This is a genomic window from Deinococcus carri (genome assembly GCF_039545055.1).
GTDB classification, from domain to species: Bacteria; Deinococcota; Deinococci; order Deinococcales; family Deinococcaceae; genus Deinococcus; species Deinococcus carri.
In genome coordinates, this window is sequence record NZ_BAABRP010000001.1 from 15,486 (window position 1) to 29,659 (window position 14,174).

17 protein-coding genes are annotated in these 14,174 nt (G+C 68.7%); 11 read left to right on the forward strand and 6 right to left on the reverse strand.

What is annotated here, in order from left to right; genetic code table 11:
- Window positions 1–49 precede the first annotated feature (49 nt).
- Entirely contained in the window at window positions 50–400 is a 351-nt protein-coding gene (gene rplQ / locus ABEA67_RS00160; RefSeq protein WP_345459056.1) for a 50S ribosomal protein L17, read from the forward strand.
- Between the two features lie 135 nt (window positions 401–535).
- Here rplQ and ABEA67_RS00165 read toward each other — a convergent pair whose 3' ends face one another.
- Window positions 536–1,336, reverse strand: a complete 801-nt coding sequence (locus tag ABEA67_RS00165) for a class I SAM-dependent methyltransferase (RefSeq protein WP_345459059.1) — start codon at window positions 1,334–1,336, stop codon at window positions 536–538.
- A gap of 70 nt (window positions 1,337–1,406) precedes the next feature.
- Here ABEA67_RS00165 and ABEA67_RS00170 point away from each other — a divergent pair, with 70 nt between their 5' ends.
- A complete protein-coding gene (locus tag ABEA67_RS00170; protein WP_345459062.1) occupies window positions 1,407–1,979 on the forward strand; it encodes an RBBP9/YdeN family alpha/beta hydrolase in 573 nt (190 codons plus the stop codon).
- A gap of 66 nt (window positions 1,980–2,045) precedes the next feature.
- On the opposite strand, the gene trxA is transcribed toward ABEA67_RS00170, so the two are convergent.
- Window positions 2,046–2,378, reverse strand: coding sequence for a thioredoxin (gene trxA, locus ABEA67_RS00175; RefSeq protein WP_345459065.1), 333 nt, complete (start codon window positions 2,376–2,378; stop codon window positions 2,046–2,048).
- A gap of 95 nt (window positions 2,379–2,473) precedes the next feature.
- Here trxA and ABEA67_RS00180 point away from each other — a divergent pair, with 95 nt between their 5' ends.
- From ABEA67_RS00180 to ABEA67_RS00195, 4 genes are all read left to right on the forward strand, one after another.
- A complete protein-coding gene (locus ABEA67_RS00180; protein ID WP_345459068.1) occupies window positions 2,474–2,812 on the forward strand; it encodes a DUF309 domain-containing protein in 339 nt (112 codons plus the stop codon).
- A gap of 104 nt (window positions 2,813–2,916) precedes the next feature.
- The gene (locus tag ABEA67_RS00185; protein WP_345459071.1) at window positions 2,917–3,501 is read left to right on the forward strand and encodes a LabA-like NYN domain-containing protein; all 585 of its coding nucleotides are present in this window, start codon (window positions 2,917–2,919) and stop codon (window positions 3,499–3,501) included.
- Window positions 3,491–4,525, forward strand: a complete 1,035-nt coding sequence (gene plsX, locus ABEA67_RS00190) for a phosphate acyltransferase PlsX (protein ID WP_345459074.1) — start codon at window positions 3,491–3,493, stop codon at window positions 4,523–4,525. The genes ABEA67_RS00185 and plsX overlap by 11 nt, the downstream gene beginning before the upstream one ends.
- Before the next feature lie 95 nt (window positions 4,526–4,620).
- Window positions 4,621–5,805, forward strand: coding sequence for a mechanosensitive ion channel family protein (locus tag ABEA67_RS00195; RefSeq protein ID WP_345459077.1), 1,185 nt, complete (start codon window positions 4,621–4,623; stop codon window positions 5,803–5,805).
- Window positions 5,806–5,813: 8 nt separating this feature from the next.
- Here the strand turns inward: ABEA67_RS00195 and ftsH are convergent, their stop codons facing one another.
- Window positions 5,814–7,724 (reverse strand): ATP-dependent zinc metalloprotease FtsH, encoded by a 1,911-nt coding sequence (gene ftsH / locus ABEA67_RS00200; protein WP_345459081.1) that lies wholly within the window; start codon window positions 7,722–7,724, stop codon window positions 5,814–5,816.
- A gap of 142 nt (window positions 7,725–7,866) precedes the next feature.
- On the opposite strand from ftsH, the gene ABEA67_RS00205 reads away from it, so the two are divergent.
- The 4 genes from ABEA67_RS00205 to ABEA67_RS00220 all read left to right on the forward strand — a co-directional run bounded on the left by ABEA67_RS00205 (window position 7,867) and on the right by ABEA67_RS00220 (window position 9,848).
- On the forward strand, window positions 7,867–8,358 hold the full coding sequence (locus tag ABEA67_RS00205) for a DUF4384 domain-containing protein (RefSeq protein ID WP_345459084.1): 492 nt from the start codon (window positions 7,867–7,869) through the stop codon (window positions 8,356–8,358).
- Between the two features lie 151 nt (window positions 8,359–8,509).
- Window positions 8,510–8,854 carry a nucleotide pyrophosphohydrolase gene (locus tag ABEA67_RS00210; RefSeq protein WP_345459087.1) on the forward strand — a complete coding sequence of 115 codons (345 nt, stop codon included), beginning with the start codon at window positions 8,510–8,512 and terminating at the stop codon, window positions 8,852–8,854.
- Window positions 8,851–9,363: a YfiT family bacillithiol transferase gene (locus ABEA67_RS00215; protein ID WP_345459090.1), complete on the forward strand. Its 513-nt coding sequence runs from the start codon at window positions 8,851–8,853 to the stop codon at window positions 9,361–9,363. The genes ABEA67_RS00210 and ABEA67_RS00215 overlap by 4 nt, the downstream gene beginning before the upstream one ends.
- Window positions 9,363–9,848 carry a Nudix hydrolase gene (locus ABEA67_RS00220; protein WP_345459093.1) on the forward strand — a complete coding sequence of 162 codons (486 nt, stop codon included), beginning with the start codon at window positions 9,363–9,365 and terminating at the stop codon, window positions 9,846–9,848. The genes ABEA67_RS00215 and ABEA67_RS00220 overlap by 1 nt, the downstream gene beginning before the upstream one ends.
- Window positions 9,849–9,905: 57 nt before the next feature.
- Here ABEA67_RS00220 and ABEA67_RS00225 read toward each other — a convergent pair whose 3' ends face one another.
- The 3 genes from ABEA67_RS00225 to era all read right to left on the reverse strand — a co-directional run bounded on the left by ABEA67_RS00225 (window position 9,906) and on the right by era (window position 13,403).
- On the reverse strand, window positions 9,906–11,492 hold the full coding sequence (locus tag ABEA67_RS00225) for a flavin monoamine oxidase family protein (RefSeq protein WP_345459096.1): 1,587 nt from the start codon (window positions 11,490–11,492) through the stop codon (window positions 9,906–9,908).
- Between the two features lie 19 nt (window positions 11,493–11,511).
- Complete coding sequence (locus tag ABEA67_RS00230; protein ID WP_345459100.1) at window positions 11,512–12,333, reverse strand: c-type cytochrome; 822 nt, start codon at window positions 12,331–12,333, stop codon at window positions 11,512–11,514.
- A gap of 137 nt (window positions 12,334–12,470) precedes the next feature.
- Window positions 12,471–13,403: a GTPase Era gene (gene era, locus ABEA67_RS00235; RefSeq protein ID WP_345459103.1), complete on the reverse strand. Its 933-nt coding sequence runs from the start codon at window positions 13,401–13,403 to the stop codon at window positions 12,471–12,473.
- A 128-nt stretch (window positions 13,404–13,531) separates the two neighbouring features.
- Here era and ABEA67_RS00240 point away from each other — a divergent pair, with 128 nt between their 5' ends.
- Entirely contained in the window at window positions 13,532–14,113 is a 582-nt protein-coding gene (locus ABEA67_RS00240) for a YIP1 family protein (RefSeq protein WP_345459106.1), read from the forward strand.
- The last annotated feature ends 61 nt before the right edge of the window (window positions 14,114–14,174 follow it).

Below are 14,174 nucleotides of genomic sequence, written 5' to 3' on the forward strand. Positions count from 1 at the left end.
CCGGGGCGCGGGTCCATCTGCCCGCCCCTGACTTCCCAAGGAGACTTCCATGCGTCACGGTAAAGCCGGTCGCAAGCTCAACCGCAACAGCAGCGCCCGCGTCGCCCTGGCCCGTGCCCAGGCGACCGCCCTGCTGCGCGAGGGCCGCATCCAGACGACCCTCACGAAGGCCAAGGAGCTGCGCCCCTACGTCGAGAAGCTGATCACCACCGCCAAGGGCGGCGATCTGCACGCCCGCCGCCTCGTTGCCCGCGACATCCACGACAATGACGTGGTGCGCAAGGTGATGGACGAGGTGGCCCCCCGCTACGCCGAGCGTCCTGGCGGCTACACCCGCATCCTGCGCGTGGGCACCCGCCGCGGCGACGGCGTCACGATGGCCCTGATCGAACTGGTCTGATACCAACTTGCTCTGATTCCAGAACATCCGGACCAAACACCGGATGTTCTTTCATCGCCGCAAGCTGGTATTTTCTTCTTCTCGCTCCGCTCGGGTTCGTCTACGACTCACCTGAAGTGGGAATGAACATAGACTTCAGCCCCACGCCCCGCTTCGGCGGGGTTTTTCTGTTCGGCCCCGCCCACTGGCCCGCGCCACCACGATGAACTCGCCGTCGCCCTGGCCCACCGGCTCACGGTGCCAGCCGCCGAAAAGGTGTTCGACCTCGAACCCGGCCCGGCCCAGCGACGAACGGAGCGTCTCCTCGGTCCGGAAGCGCAGCGTCGAGCGTGAAAGCCGTTCCTCCGGGGAGGCTGAGAAGCTGTAGTGATGCACGAAGGTGACGAGAGGTCCGGACGGCTCGCCTGCCAGGACCTCTGTCACCTCGGTCCAGACTTCCACGCTTGACCCGTCCGGCAGGCGGTAACGGTCCGCGCTGGGGTCCGCCGCCCAGCTTTCCCAGGCGCGGGCGGCGGGGTCGCGCGACTCGAAGATGAGGCGGCCTCCGGGCACCAGCGCGCGGTTCAGCTCGGCCAGCGTCCCCTGCCATTCCTCGTCGCCCGTGATGAACTGCGCGACATGGCTGGTCATCAGGGCGAGGTCGAAGGCTTGAACGGGTGCATCGGCGGCTGTGCCCTCCATCCACGTGACTCGTTCGGCCCCCGGTTTGAGCCGGGCCGCCTCAAGCGACGCCCTGGCGGGGTCAATCCCCAGCACCGTATGGCCCGCGTCAGCCAGAGCGAGGGTCAGGCGGCCGGTCCCACACCCAAGGTCGAGGACGCGACTCCCCGGCATCTCGTTTGCCAGGGCGAGGAAGAGGTCGTCGTCGCTGGACCAGCGGCACTGGGCGTCATAGACCTGGATCAGCCGGGGGTCGTTGAATTCGGCATTTCGCATCGTCCTGATTGTGGGGCGTGGGTCTGGACGGTGAATCTGCCAGGTGGCGGAGTGGTTTATCCTGAACCCCATGACCCCCACCCTCGTGATCGTGCCCGGCCTGGGCGACAGTGGCCCGGACCACTGGCAGTCCCTCTGGGAGCGGAAGTTCGGCGCGGCGCGCGTGCGGCAGGATGACCCGGAACGTCCCACGCCGCAGGCCTGGAGCGCACGGCTTCAGGAGGTGGTCGAGGCGACGTCCGGCGACCTGATTCTAGTCGGGCATTCCTGCGGGGTGCTGAACATTGTCCACTGGGCGCGGCTGTCCGGCGGCCACGCGCGGGTGAAGGGCGCACTGCTGGTCGGCCCGACCGATGCGGACATGACCACCACATATGCCCAGTATCCGGGGGTGCGGGGGATGGCCCCCACGCCGCTGGAGCCGCTGCCCTTTCCCGCGCTGGTGGTCGCCAGCGAGAACGACCCTTTTGCGACGTTCGAGCGGGCACAGGCCTTCGCGGACGCCTGGGGAGCCGAGTTCGTCACGGCGGGGGAGGCGGGGCACATCAACGTCGCCAGCGGTCACGGCGAGTGGCCGGAGGGCGAGGTCCTGCTCTCGGAGGCGCTGCACGCCTGGACACCGCCGGAAATCACCCGTCTCTGAAGCAGGCAGCCGGGCAAGCAACAGGGCCGCATCCACGACGGGTGCGGCCCTGCTGCCTGCCGGGGTTCAGTGGGTGGCGGCAGAGGTGGCGTACTTGTCGAGCAGCGTCTCGAAGGCCCGCTTGGGCTGCGCGCCGACCATGCCCTCGACCGGCTGGCCGTCCTTAAAGAGGATCAAGGTGGGGATGCTCATCACGCGGTACTGGCCGGACACGCCGGGGTTGTCGTCCACGTTGAGCTTGCCGACCTTCACGCGGCCCTCGTACTGGCTGGCGAGTTCCTCGATCACGGGCGCGATGATGCGGCAGGGACCGCACCAGGGTGCCCAGAAGTCCACCAGTGTCAGTCCCTGGCCCGTCTCGGCCTGGAAGTTGCTGTCGGTCAGTTCCACAGGTTTCATATCCGGAGTTTACCTCCCGCGGGCGGGCGCGGATATGCGGCAGATGGACGCGGGCTAACGCGCCGTTCATCCCACCGCCGCGCTACGCTGCGGCCATGCCGGAAGAGTTGCGGGAGGACCTGCGGGCGGGGGCGGCCCTGTTCGCAGCGGGCGAGTGGTGGGAGGCGCACGAGGCGTGGGAGTTGCCCTGGAGCCGCGTGACCGGCGAGGAGCGGGTGTTTATTCAGGCACTGATTCTGCTGGCCGCCGCCCTGCACAAGCGCTGGCACCACGGCAGCCTCACGCACCGCAACTACCACAAGGCCGCCGCTTACCTGGACCGCCTGCCCGCGCAGTACGGGGGCGTGGACCTCGCCCGCCTGCGCGCCGACGTGTGGGCCGCCCTGCACGACCCGGCGCTGCGGCCCCGGCTGCACGGCGGCGGCACGGTGTAAGTGGGGCGGCCGATTGAGGCGGCCCGCGGACCTTGGGTATCCTGTGGGGTGCAGGTGGGCTTCCCGCGCCACCCGCACCGGGCACGAATGAAAGGCTGGGACCCATGACAGAACGTATCGCACTCTTTATTGACGGGGCCAACGTGTACGCCGCGGCCAAGCGGTTGGGCTGGAACTTCGACCACCGCAAGATCCTGGAGCACTTCGGAAGCTACGGCACGCTGCACAACGCCTTCTACTACACGGCGGTGCCGCCCCAGGTGGATGACAAGCAGAAACGCTTCATCGACGCGCTGACCTACATGGGCTACACCGTCCGCACCCGCCCGCTGCGCGAGAGCACCGACGAACATGGCGACACGCACCGCCGGGCCAGCCTGGACATCGAGATCGTGACCGACCTGCTGACCACCGAGGGGCGCTTCGACACGGCCATTCTGCTCACCGGCGACGGCGACTTCGAGAGGCCGGTGGAGGTGCTGCGCGCCCGTGGCAAGCGCGTGGTGGTGGCGAGCATCCCGGAAATGACCAGCTATGAGCTGCGCAACGCCGCCGACGAGTACGTGGACCTGGGCAGCATCCGCGAGCAGGTCGAGCGCCCCGGCTACCGCCTGCCCAGCGAGCAGCGCGGCGCGGACAGCCGCCCCTTCTACGTGACCGCGCCCCTCACGGAAGCCGATGAGCGCTGAGACGCCGGCGGTGAATCCGGGGCTGCCCATCGCGCTCGACGCCGCCGGGGGGGATCACGGCCTGGCCCCCAACGTCGAGGGCGCGGTGCAGGCCGCCCGCACCGGGGTCCCGGTTGTGCTGGTGGGACCGCGCGTGAAGCTGCACGCCGAACTGGGCCGGCACGCCGGGAGCGCCAGCCTGCCCCTCACGGTGGTGGACGCGCCCGACGTGATCGGCATGGACGAGCACGCCAGCGACGTGCGCAGCCGCACCGGGGCCAGCATCAACGTCTGCACCCGGCTGGTCAAGGAAGGCCAGGCCGCCGCCGCCGTCAGCATGGGCCACAGCGGCGCGACGATGGCCTCGGCGCTGCTGACCCTGGGCCGCGTCCGGGGTGTGGACCGGCCCGCTATCCTGACGCACCTGCCCAGCAAGAAGGGCTTCGTGACCCTGCTCGACGTGGGGGCCAACGCCGACGTGAAACCGCAGTACCTCGCGCAGTGGGCGCGGCTGGCGACCGTCTACCTGCGGGTGGTGGAGGAGATGGCGGACCCCACGGTCGGCCTGCTCTCCATCGGCGAGGAGGAGCACAAGGGCAACCAGCTCGTGCTGGAGGCGCACGCCCTGCTGCGTGAGCTGGACGGCCACGGCATCCGCTTTCACGGCAACGTGGAAGGCCGCGACATCTTCCAGGGGACCACCGACATTGTCGTGACCGACGGCTTTACCGGCAACGTGGTCCTGAAACTCGCCGAGGGCGAGGCCAAGGTGCTGTTCGGCTGGGTGCGCGACGCGCTGGGCGGCAGCCTCAGGACGAAAGTGGGCGGCCTGCTGGTGCGCGGCGCACTGCGGGGCCTGGCCGAGCGGATGGACCCCAGCACCTACGGCGCGAGCATCCTGCTGGGCGTGCGCGGCCTGGCCTTTATCGGGCACGGCAGCGCCGACGCCCGCGCAGTCAAGAACGCCCTGCTGCGGGCTTCCCGTGCCCACCAGGCCAACCTGCTCGAGCGGCTGGAGGCGGCCCTGGTTCCCCAGAACGGCTGACCGGGCCATTCCCTTTCCCTGTGCCCCCACCTGGTTGTGGTGGGGCATCTGCTTTGGCGGAGTTGTTCCTCATGGCCTCATGAGAGGCTGGGGAAATGCTGGACGAACTGCTGTTTCAACTGCAAAAGCCCCAGGTCTGGCTGGGCCTGGCCCTGACGCTGCTGGTGGCCTACGCGCTGTACCGCTTCGGGCGGACATTGCTGCGGGTGCTGGAGCGGCATGTGCGCGGCCCCCTGCTGACCGGCCTGAAGTGGCTGTGGCTGGGGGTCGTGGCAGTGTCGTGGCTGGCCGTGGCGACCCATATCGCCTATCTGCCCAGCGTCCCCGTGCTGTTCGACCTGGGGCAGGACATCGAGAACGGCTTTCGCAACAGCGCGGGGCAGGTGCTGGTGATCCTGGCGCTGGCGCTGATCGCCTGGAACCTGATCGGCAGCTTCAGCGCGCGCATCGTGGCCGAGGAGGAGTTCAACCGCCGCACCGTGCGCGTGCAGACGCTCAAGGGCGTGGTCGAGAGCACGTTGAAGGTGATCGTGGTGATTATCGGCCTGATCGCGGGCCTCCAGGCGCTCGGCGTGAACGCGACCAGCCTGCTGGCGGGCGTGTCGGTGCTGGGCCTGGCGGTGGGCTTCGGGGCGCAGAGCCTGATCAAGGACGTGTTCACCGGCTTCTTCATCCTGCTTGAAGACCAGTACGGCGTCGGGGACGTGATCACGGTCAACACCGGGCAGCTCAGCGGCAATGTGGAGCGCCTGAACCTGCGCGTGACGGCCCTGCGCGCGCTCGACGGCACCGTCCACATCATCCCCAACGGGCAGATTCAGACGGTCAGCGTGAGCAGCAAGGACTGGTCGCGCGTGGTCGCCACCGTGGACGTGACCTATGCCGCCAACATCAACGACGCCCTGCGCGTGCTGGAGGCGGTCAGCAACGAGATCTACGCCGACCCCGAATGGCAGGGCTTCTTCCTCGACCGGCCCGAGATGCAGGGCGTCACCCAGCTCGCCCCGGACGGCGTGACCCTGCGCGCGCTGTTCAAGGTGCAGCCCAAGAGCCAGTACGCCATCGGGCGCGAGTTCAACCGCCGCATCAAGATTGCGATGGATCAGGCGGGCATCGAGATTCCTTTCCCGCAGCGCACGATCACCCTGGGCGGCGCGCCCATCGAGGTGAGGCTCACCCGCGACGGGGCCGGCAGCCGCGACCCACGGGACACGCAGGACCGGACCCACCCGCCCATGGCCCCGACCCTCACCCGCGACCCCGAGGAAGAGGAGGTATAGCGGCCTCGTCAGGCGGGCAGGGGAGGCACCGCCGGGCGGCCCAGGGCGGGTTCCTCCTCCAGCGTTCCCCCGGCGAGCAAGACCGAGAACTCCTCGCCGCTGAGCGTCTCGCGGCGCATCAGGACGCGCACCACCTCGTGGACCTGCGCCAGATGTTCGCGGACCAGTGACAGCGCCCGGTCATAGGCGGCGTCGATCAGGGCGCGGACCTCCTCGTCCACGGCGTAGGCGGTGGCCTCGCTCATGGGAAGGGGCTGCGGCCCGCCGCCCAGGAAGTTCCCCTCGTCGGTGGCGAGCGCGACCTTACCGATGCGGCTCGACATGCCCCATTCCGTCACCATGCGGCGGGCCAGTCCCGTCGCCTGCTGGAAGTCGTTCTGCGCCCCGGTTGTGACCTCGCCGTACACGACCTCCTCGGCGGCGCGGCCCGCGAGCGCCACGGCGATCATGTCCTCCAGCGCCGGGCGCGTGACATGCAGGCGATCGTCGGCGTCCGGCATCATGAACCCGGCCGCCCGACCGCGCGGCACGACCGTCAACTTGGCGACGCGGTGGGCATGGGGCAGAAGTTGAGCGGCGAGGGCATGACCGACCTCGTGGTAAGCCGTCACCTTGCGGTCCGCTTCCCGCACCACCAGCGAGCGGCGCTCCGGTCCCATCAAGACCCGGTCGCGCGCCTCCTCCACATCCCGCATCACGATTCTGGACCGGCCCGCCCGCGCCGCCCCCAGCGCCGCCTCGTTCAGCAGGTTCTCCAGGTCCGCCCCCACCATTCCCGCGGTCCTTCTGGCGATGATGCCCAGGTCCACCGAGGGGTCCAGGGGCTTCTTGCGGGCGTGGATGCGCAGAATCATCTCACGCCCCCGCACGTCGGGGGCGTCCACCACCACCTGGCGGTCGAAGCGTCCCGGACGCAGCAACGCGGCGTCCAGCACGTCGGGGCGGTTGGTGGCGGCGAGGATGATGACCTCCTGGCCGCTGGAGAAGCCGTCCATTTCGACGAGGAGCTGGTTGAGGGTCTGTTCGCGTTCGTCGTTGCCGCCCTGGAGGTTGACGCCGCGTTTGCGGCCGACGGCGTCGATTTCGTCGATGAAGACGATGCAGGGCGCGCTTTTGCGCGCCTGCTCGAAGAGGTCGCGGACGCGGGCGGCCCCGACGCCGACGAACATCTCGACGAAGTCGGAGCCGGAGATGGAGAAGTAGGGGACGCGGGCCTCGCCCGCGACCGCCTTGGCGAGCAGGGTCTTGCCGGAGCCGGGGGGGCCGACCAGGAGGACACCGTGGGGGATGCGGGCACCGAGCTGGTGGTAACGCTCGGGGTGGCGCAGGAAGTCCACGACTTCCTGCAAATCCTGCTTGGCCTCGTCGCAGCCGGCAACGTCCTGGAAGGTCAGCTTCACCTGCCCCTCGCTGATGACCGCCGCCTTCGACTTCCCGAAACTGCTCGCGGCCCCGCCGCCCGAGGCCCCGCGCAGCGTGCGCCACAGCACCAGCAGAATCAGGGCCGTGACCACCAGCGGCAATACCTGGCCCACCCAGCCGAAGGGCGAGGTGGCTGCCTGGACGCGGAAGGGCACTCCCGCCTCGCGCAGCCGGGCCAGGGTCGCGGCGTCGGGTGGGACCACCACTGCCTGCGGCCGGTTCGGACTGTCGAGCAGATAGACGGTGGCGTTGCCCGCCCCATCCAGCCTGACGTGGTCCACCGCCCCCGCCTTCAGGTCCTCGAAGAAGCGGTTGGTGGTGTAGGTGGTGGGGAGCGTTCCGGTGGGGGTGCCCGGGATGCTGGCCTCCTCACGCGGCGCGGCGATGGAGGCACCTGACACCGGGGTCGCCGTCCCCGGCGCTGCCCCTGCGGAGGCGGGCAGCAGCAGGAGCAGGAACGCCGTCAGCACGGCGGACAGACGGGGCGGGCGCGACATGCTCCATGCTACGCCGGGTGCGGCCCGCCACATCCTGCGCTGCATGACCTTCCGTGCGCGGCCTTCCGGGGGCCGGAGAAGAGGCCGCGCCCATTGCCCCTTTCCTCAGATGCCCGTCAGGTAAGGTGACTATGCTGCGCGTATGCGTTCTGCTCTTCTGTTCGGCGCGCTCGCCCTCGGGCTGAGTGCCTGTACCGTCTCTGTCCACTCGAACCTGGGGCTGGCGGGAAGCAGCAGCAACCTGATCGCGGGCCTCCGCCCCGACCGGGGAGAGGGCGCGAGCTACTTCGTCGGGGAGCCGGTGCGCTTTTTCGTGACCACCCGGACGGCCGGGTACGTCACGCTGGTCGCGCTTCAGCCCAACGGCTACGTCAGCACGCTGGTCCAGAACGCCTACGTGCCCGCCGGAACCAGCGCCTTTCCCCGGCCGCAGGACGGCGTGACCTACAACGTGGCCCCGCCGCGCGGCATTCAGCGGGTCCGCGCCATCTTCACCCGCGTGCAGCCCACCTCCAACCTGGTGTTCAGCGGGGTCTACGACCAGGGCCGCTGGAACAACGCGACCACCACGTACCTGTCGCCCTACGCGCCCGCCGAGCGCGACGTGCAGGAAACGTACCTGTATATCAGGTAAGCGGCCAGCTTCCAGCCGCCAGATGCCAGCCGTCCCCGTGCGGCTGGTTTTTTATGGGCCTCGCGGTGCAGCGGGCAGGGGAGGCCCCAATTCTTCGCTGGTGGCTGGAAGCTGGCCGCCTCGCCGCCCCTGGTGTTCTACGCTGGAGCCTATGACCCAGCCCCCCACCAGCCTGACCTTCGAGGAAGCCCGGCAGCGCGTGGACGCCTACATCGGCCAATTCAGGGAAGGCTACTTTCCGCCGCTGCTGCTGCTGGCGCGGCTGACCGAGGAAACGGGCGAGATTGCGCGCGTCCTGGCCCATCAGCACGGCAAGACGCCCAAGCCCGGCGAGGACGCGGGCGACCTGGAGATGGAACTGGCCGACCTGCTGTTCGTGATGATCTGCCTCGCCAACGAGCGCGGCCTCAGCCTGGAACGCGGCTTTGAGCGCATGATGCAAAAGATCGAGACGCGCGACGCGGACCGCTGGACGAGAAAGGAGCCGGGGCAATGACGGACGTGCAGTATCCGCTCGGCCCCATGCCGCAGCCCCTTACCCTCACGCCGCCGGAGCGGGCCGCGGCCATCCAGGCCATTCGTGCTCTGCCCGCCGAACTGCGGGTGGCTGTGGCAGGCCAGCCGGAAGCGCTGCTGGACACGCCCTACCGGGACGGCGGCTGGACCGTGCGGCAGGTGGTCCACCATCTGGCCGACAGCCACATGAACGCCGTGGTACGCCTGAAACTGGCGCTGACCGAGGACAGCCCGACCGTGAAGCCCTACGAGGAGGGGGAATGGGCCGAACTGCCCGACATGCGCCTGCCGCTGGACCCCAGCCTGAGCCTGCTGGACGGGCTGCATACGCGCTGGGCCGCGCTGCTGGAGGCCCTCACGCCGGGGCAGTGGGCACGGGAATGGACGCACCCGGCGCAGGGCCGGAGCTTTACGGTGGCTACCCTCGCCGCCATGTACGCCTGGCATGGGCGGCACCACCTGGCGCACATCCGGCGGGTGACGGGCTGATGCAGCACGGCGAGAAGACGCACGTGCCCGTCAGCCTGCAAGCGGGCGGCGTGGTCATCCTCAACGAGCGCGGCGACATCCTGCTCGTGCGGGAGCTGGGTGCCCCGGACCAGATGGCGAAAGCCGGGCTGTGGCACATCCCTTCCGGTAGTGTGGAGGAGGGCGAGAATCCGCAGGATACGGCTGTCCGCGAAGCATACGAGGAAACGGGCCTGCGCGTGCGCCTGGTCAGGTTCCTGAATGCCTATCTGGGCCAGTTTCCCGATGGGGACTTCATCCTCCGCACCATCTGGCTGGCCGAACCGCTGCCGGGACAGACCCTCCAGCCCACCTTCACGCACGAGGTCGCGGAAGCCCGGTACGTCAGCCGGGAAGAGTTCGCGGCGCTGTACGGGGCCGGGCGGATTCGGATGTACCAGACGAAACTCTTTTACGAGGAGGCCCTGCGTGAGTGGGCGAGACTCCGCGAAGATCGCCTCTCCTGAGCCGGGAGCGCAGAAGGGCCGCCCCGCGCGTCGGCTGGGGCGGCCTCCTGTCTCAGCTCAGCCCTGCATGGCGAACTTGTGCATTTCCTCGACGGCGGTGATGGCCGCCAGCAGCGCGCCTTCCTGCCAGCCGTTCCAGTAGGAGGTGTGTTCGCCCGCCAGCATCAGGCGGTTATGGCGGGCACACAGCACCGGGTAGTCGGTCTTGCGCGTCTCGTCGGTGTAGAGGCCGTAGCAGCCCAGGGTCCAGGGGACGCGGTGCCAGCCCACGCTGATGCCGTTGTCGAACTCCTTTTCCGCCTGCGGGTGAATCTGGACGTTCTGGCGCAGGACTTCCTGCAAACGGGGGGCGGGGTTCATGCCGCTCAGGCGCACGGCGTCGGGGCCGAACATATAGGCGCTCAGCACCACACCCTTGCCGTTCGAGAGGTAGTTGTTGGCCGGGTAGGAGACGGTCTGGATGGGCAGGTCGGTGTAGGTGATGCCGCCGAAAATCGCGTCGTCCTGCTCCCAGAAGCGGCGCTTGTACTGGATGCCCGCCTTGAAGGACGGGGCATAGGGCACCCGCTCGATGGCCTGTTCCAGCTCCCGGCCCACGCCCAGCTTGACCTGACTCAGAATCGAGAGGGGAATGGTGCAGATGCAGTAGTCGGCCTGCACGGTCTTGTTCCCGCCGCCTGTCAGGTCCTCGTAGACCGCCGTAACGCCGCTGGCATCCTGCCGCAGCTCCGTGACGCGGGCACGGTAGGTGATCAGGGGCTTGACGCGGGCCTCGAAGGCGCGGGCCATCGCGTCCATACCGCCGACCGGCTCGAAGATGGTGCTCTGGAACTCGTACAGCATCCCGGTGGTCAGGTCGGCCCACAGCCGCTGCGAGAGGATGGTCTGGAGGTCGATGGGCGTGGAGGCCACGCCGGGTTGCAGCCGCGCGCCGGGGTCCTCCTCGTAGCCGCGCACGGCGCTGGTCGCCAGGCTCTTGTTGTAGCGGTAATCCTTGTCGAGGAAGCCCCAGCCGCGCAGGGCTTCGAGCAGCCGCTCGCGGTCCTCGGTGCTGATGCCCTCGCCCAGGGCGCTGCCGTTGCCCGCCGCCGCTGACTTGGCGAGCAGTTCGGCCACGTGGCCCTGCATGTCGGCCATCGGCTCGCGCAGCCGCACCTTGGTGCCGGGGTTGTTGGTGCCCGCCTTGCGGTGAATGTAGGCGTTGTAGTTCACCTGCGGAAAGACTTCCAGCTTGATGCCGAACTCGCGGGCGTAGTTCATGTAGGCGTAGTGGTGGTACGGAATCCGCCAGGGGCCGGGGTTGATGTACAGGCCGGGGTCGAACTCACAGCGTTGCTTGAAGCCGCCCAGTTCGGTGTACTCGTCGCCGCCACGCAGTGTCCAGCAGCGTCCGCCCGCCCGCGCGTTGTACTCCAGGATTTTGACGTCGTAGCCCGCCTTGCGCAGTTCGTAGGCGCTCGCCATGCCCGCCAGCCCGGCCCCCAGAATCAGGACGCTCTTGCCCTGGCCGCTGCCTTCGAGCTTCAGCGGCTTGGGGGCAGAGGCCTGCGCCAGGCCCATGCTGGTCATCACCTGGTATACGGCGGCCCCACCGCCCAGCAGGCCGACCATTTCCAGAAAACTTCTGCGGTTGATCTCGCTCATCCCTCCTGTCTCCTCTCGCTTACCCGGCACTCTCGCCGAAGATGGTGTAGTCGGGGTTCTGCGGGCGGAGCTGCTTCACGTCGCCCGGCGTCGCCGTACCCTGCTGCTTGTTCAGCTCGCCGCGCACGTAGTTGACGATTTCGGCGATCTGCTGATCGCTCAGGTAGTGGCCGAAGCCGGGCATCCCGCCGTGGCCGTTCAGAATCATCGTCATCACGTAGGGGGCGCTCGCCACGCGGGGGTTGTTCGCCAGCGCGGGGTAACGGCCCGCGCCCTGGGCACCCCGGCCGCCGGGCATGTGGCAGCTCTGGCAGGCCTGCGTGTACAGCGCCTCGCCGTTCGCCCCCGTAAAGGCCACGGGCTGAAGCTGCTGCTTTTCCTGCGAGGCCGCGGCCTGCGTGGTGGCCGTGGCCCCGGCCCCAGACTGACTGTTGCCCGCGGGCCTGGCTGTGCTGTTTTCTGCGCCATTTTCTGCCGCGTTCCCGCTGCTGGTGGCGGCCTCACCTGCCGCTGTCCCAGCTGAGCCGGCAGTACCACCCGCCGCCGTGCCGTTGGCCGCGGTTCCGTTGCTCTCCGCGCCTGTGGGGGCCGGGGTGCCGCTCGTTCCCGTCCCGCTGGTGGCCGTGGTTCCGCCCACTGGTGCCGTGGCGGTCTGGGCCGTGGAGGTGGCGGCCGGACTCGCCGCGGTCTGTGCCGGGGTGCTGGCTGTAGGGGCAGGACTCTTCTCACCCCCAGGGGCGACGGCGGAAAAGATCAGGGCCAGCAGACCCAGACCCACCACCGTGGAAATGATGACTCCTCCAAGAAAGACCCTGGAGGAGTTGCGATTTTCTTCAGCCATAAAAAACCCCCTTCTCCTGAGAAGCATCCTCCCCTGGGAACGGGAAGAGGATGAGAGGGGGGAGGGAGTGGGTTGAGGGACTATTGTGACTTACGGCAGATTTGTGGCTGGGCTGGCCGCTGTGTGGTTCCGTGCGGTCACTCGTAGCCCAGTTCGCGCAGGGCCTCCTCGTCCTCGCGCCAGCCGGGAATCACGATCACTTCGAGGCCCAGGTAGACCTTGCGGTTCAGGAAGACTTCGAGCTGCTTGCGGGCCGCCTGGCCGATCTCGCGCAGCATCTTGCCGCCCGCGCCGATCACCATGCCCTTGTGGGCGTTTTTCTCCACGACGATCTCGGCCTCGATGCGTTGGAGGCCGTCCTCGCGCTCGGTCCAGCTCGTCACGCGGGTGGCGACGGCGTAGGGCAGCTCGTCGCGCAGCTTCTTCATGGCCTCCTCGCGGATGATCTCGGCGGCCCACTGCTCGCGGCTCTGGTCGCTGGCGCTGCCACGCGGGTAGAAGAAGGGATTTTCGGGCAGCGCGTCCAGCACCTGCTCGCGCAGCGTGGCGACGGCCTCGGGGCTGTTCTGGGCGCTGAGCATCACCTCGCCCGTCTCGGCGGTGCGGCCCTCCAGCAGCGCGCGGTAGAGCTTCATGGCCTCGTCGGGATACTTGGCGGCGTCGGTCTTGTTGCCCACCAGAAAGAGGGGCTTGGGCAGGTCGCGCACCTGCCGGGCCACCAGCTCGTCTTCCTCGGTGGGCGGGTGGCGCAGGTCGGCCACCCAGAGAATCGCGTCCACATCGGCCAGTGCGCTGTGAACCTCCTGGTTCATGTACTTGCCCAGCGCGTCCTTGGGCTTGTGCAGGCCCGGCGTGTCCACGAAGACAATCTGGTGCGTGTCGGTGGTGTGGATGCCGCGCACGCCCCGGCGGGTGGTCTGCGGGCGCGGGCTGGTCGGCGCGACCTTGGTGTTCAGGAAGGCGTTCAGCAGCGTGCTCTTGCCGACGTTGGGCTTGCCGACGATGGCGACAAACCCGCTGTGCGTCTGGGGATCGCTGGCGTCGGGGGTGGGGGAGGGCAGGTCGGTCATGGCGTGATTGTCTCACGCGGGGCGGGGGCCAACCGTTCTCTGGCCGCCCTGCCGCCTGGCCGCTTCACCCTCTCTTTATCCACCCCTGGCCCCGGAACGGGAACCCGGCCCCGCCCGTACTCTGGGGCATGACCCAACCTACCCATCTGCAAGCCCGGCTCTCGGACATGTTCGGCCAGAGCATGGCCGTTCTGACCCGGCCCAGCGCGGCGACCTTCGAGCTGTTCGAGCGGCGGGGCGGCACGCAGCAGGCCCTGATCTATGTCCTGCTGGCCGCCCTGGTGTCTGCCGTGATCGCCGCCCTGTTCGCCCCCTTTCACCGCGAGGTGACGGTGATCGGACAGTTCGTCACGCGCCTGATCCTGATTCCCCTCCAGTTCTTCGTGTTTACCGGGGCGGTGTACCTGGTGGGCCGCACCCTGTTCCGCGGCACCGGCACCTACCCGGAAGTCGCCTACACCTTCGCGCTGTTCTACGTGCCGCTGAGCATCCTGGGCACGCTGCTGGGCATCATTCCCATCCTGGGGTGGATCGTCGGCATCGTGGTCGCGGCCCTGTTGATCTTCTTCGGCTACCTGGCCGTGCAGTCGAGCATGAACCTGCGGGACAGCGTGAGCGCCGCCGTGACCCTGGTGCTGTCGGCCATCCTGTACTGGGTGGTCGGGGGGTTCCTGGCTGCCCTGATTGTGGCCCCATTCTTGAATCGCTGAATCGGGACTGTGTCGGGGGTGGGGGTGCTGGGTGCCCCCGCCCCCGCTGCTGTTGTGGGCT

What these genes read in the sequence shown, in the direction of transcription:
- rplQ (WP_345459056.1), top strand. Translation starts at nt 50, where the DNA reads ATGCGTCACGGTAAAGCCGGTCGCAAGCTCAACCGCAACAGCAGCGCC.
- ABEA67_RS00165 (WP_345459059.1), bottom strand. Translation starts at nt 1,336, where the DNA reads ATGCGAAATGCCGAATTCAACGACCCCCGGCTGATCCAGGTCTATGAC.
- ABEA67_RS00170 (WP_345459062.1), top strand. Translation starts at nt 1,407, where the DNA reads ATGACCCCCACCCTCGTGATCGTGCCCGGCCTGGGCGACAGTGGCCCG.
- trxA (WP_345459065.1), bottom strand. Translation starts at nt 2,378, where the DNA reads ATGAAACCTGTGGAACTGACCGACAGCAACTTCCAGGCCGAGACGGGC.
- ABEA67_RS00180 (WP_345459068.1), top strand. Translation starts at nt 2,474, where the DNA reads ATGCCGGAAGAGTTGCGGGAGGACCTGCGGGCGGGGGCGGCCCTGTTC.
- ABEA67_RS00185 (WP_345459071.1), top strand. Translation starts at nt 2,917, where the DNA reads ATGACAGAACGTATCGCACTCTTTATTGACGGGGCCAACGTGTACGCC.
- plsX (WP_345459074.1), top strand. Translation starts at nt 3,491, where the DNA reads ATGAGCGCTGAGACGCCGGCGGTGAATCCGGGGCTGCCCATCGCGCTC.
- ABEA67_RS00195 (WP_345459077.1), top strand. Translation starts at nt 4,621, where the DNA reads ATGCTGGACGAACTGCTGTTTCAACTGCAAAAGCCCCAGGTCTGGCTG.
- ftsH (WP_345459081.1), bottom strand. Translation starts at nt 7,724, where the DNA reads ATGTCGCGCCCGCCCCGTCTGTCCGCCGTGCTGACGGCGTTCCTGCTC.
- ABEA67_RS00205 (WP_345459084.1), top strand. Translation starts at nt 7,867, where the DNA reads ATGCGTTCTGCTCTTCTGTTCGGCGCGCTCGCCCTCGGGCTGAGTGCC.
- ABEA67_RS00210 (WP_345459087.1), top strand. Translation starts at nt 8,510, where the DNA reads ATGACCCAGCCCCCCACCAGCCTGACCTTCGAGGAAGCCCGGCAGCGC.
- ABEA67_RS00215 (WP_345459090.1), top strand. Translation starts at nt 8,851, where the DNA reads ATGACGGACGTGCAGTATCCGCTCGGCCCCATGCCGCAGCCCCTTACC.
- ABEA67_RS00220 (WP_345459093.1), top strand. Translation starts at nt 9,363, where the DNA reads ATGCAGCACGGCGAGAAGACGCACGTGCCCGTCAGCCTGCAAGCGGGC.
- ABEA67_RS00225 (WP_345459096.1), bottom strand. Translation starts at nt 11,492, where the DNA reads ATGAGCGAGATCAACCGCAGAAGTTTTCTGGAAATGGTCGGCCTGCTG.
- ABEA67_RS00230 (WP_345459100.1), bottom strand. Translation starts at nt 12,333, where the DNA reads ATGGCTGAAGAAAATCGCAACTCCTCCAGGGTCTTTCTTGGAGGAGTC.
- era (WP_345459103.1), bottom strand. Translation starts at nt 13,403, where the DNA reads ATGACCGACCTGCCCTCCCCCACCCCCGACGCCAGCGATCCCCAGACG.
- ABEA67_RS00240 (WP_345459106.1), top strand. Translation starts at nt 13,532, where the DNA reads ATGACCCAACCTACCCATCTGCAAGCCCGGCTCTCGGACATGTTCGGC.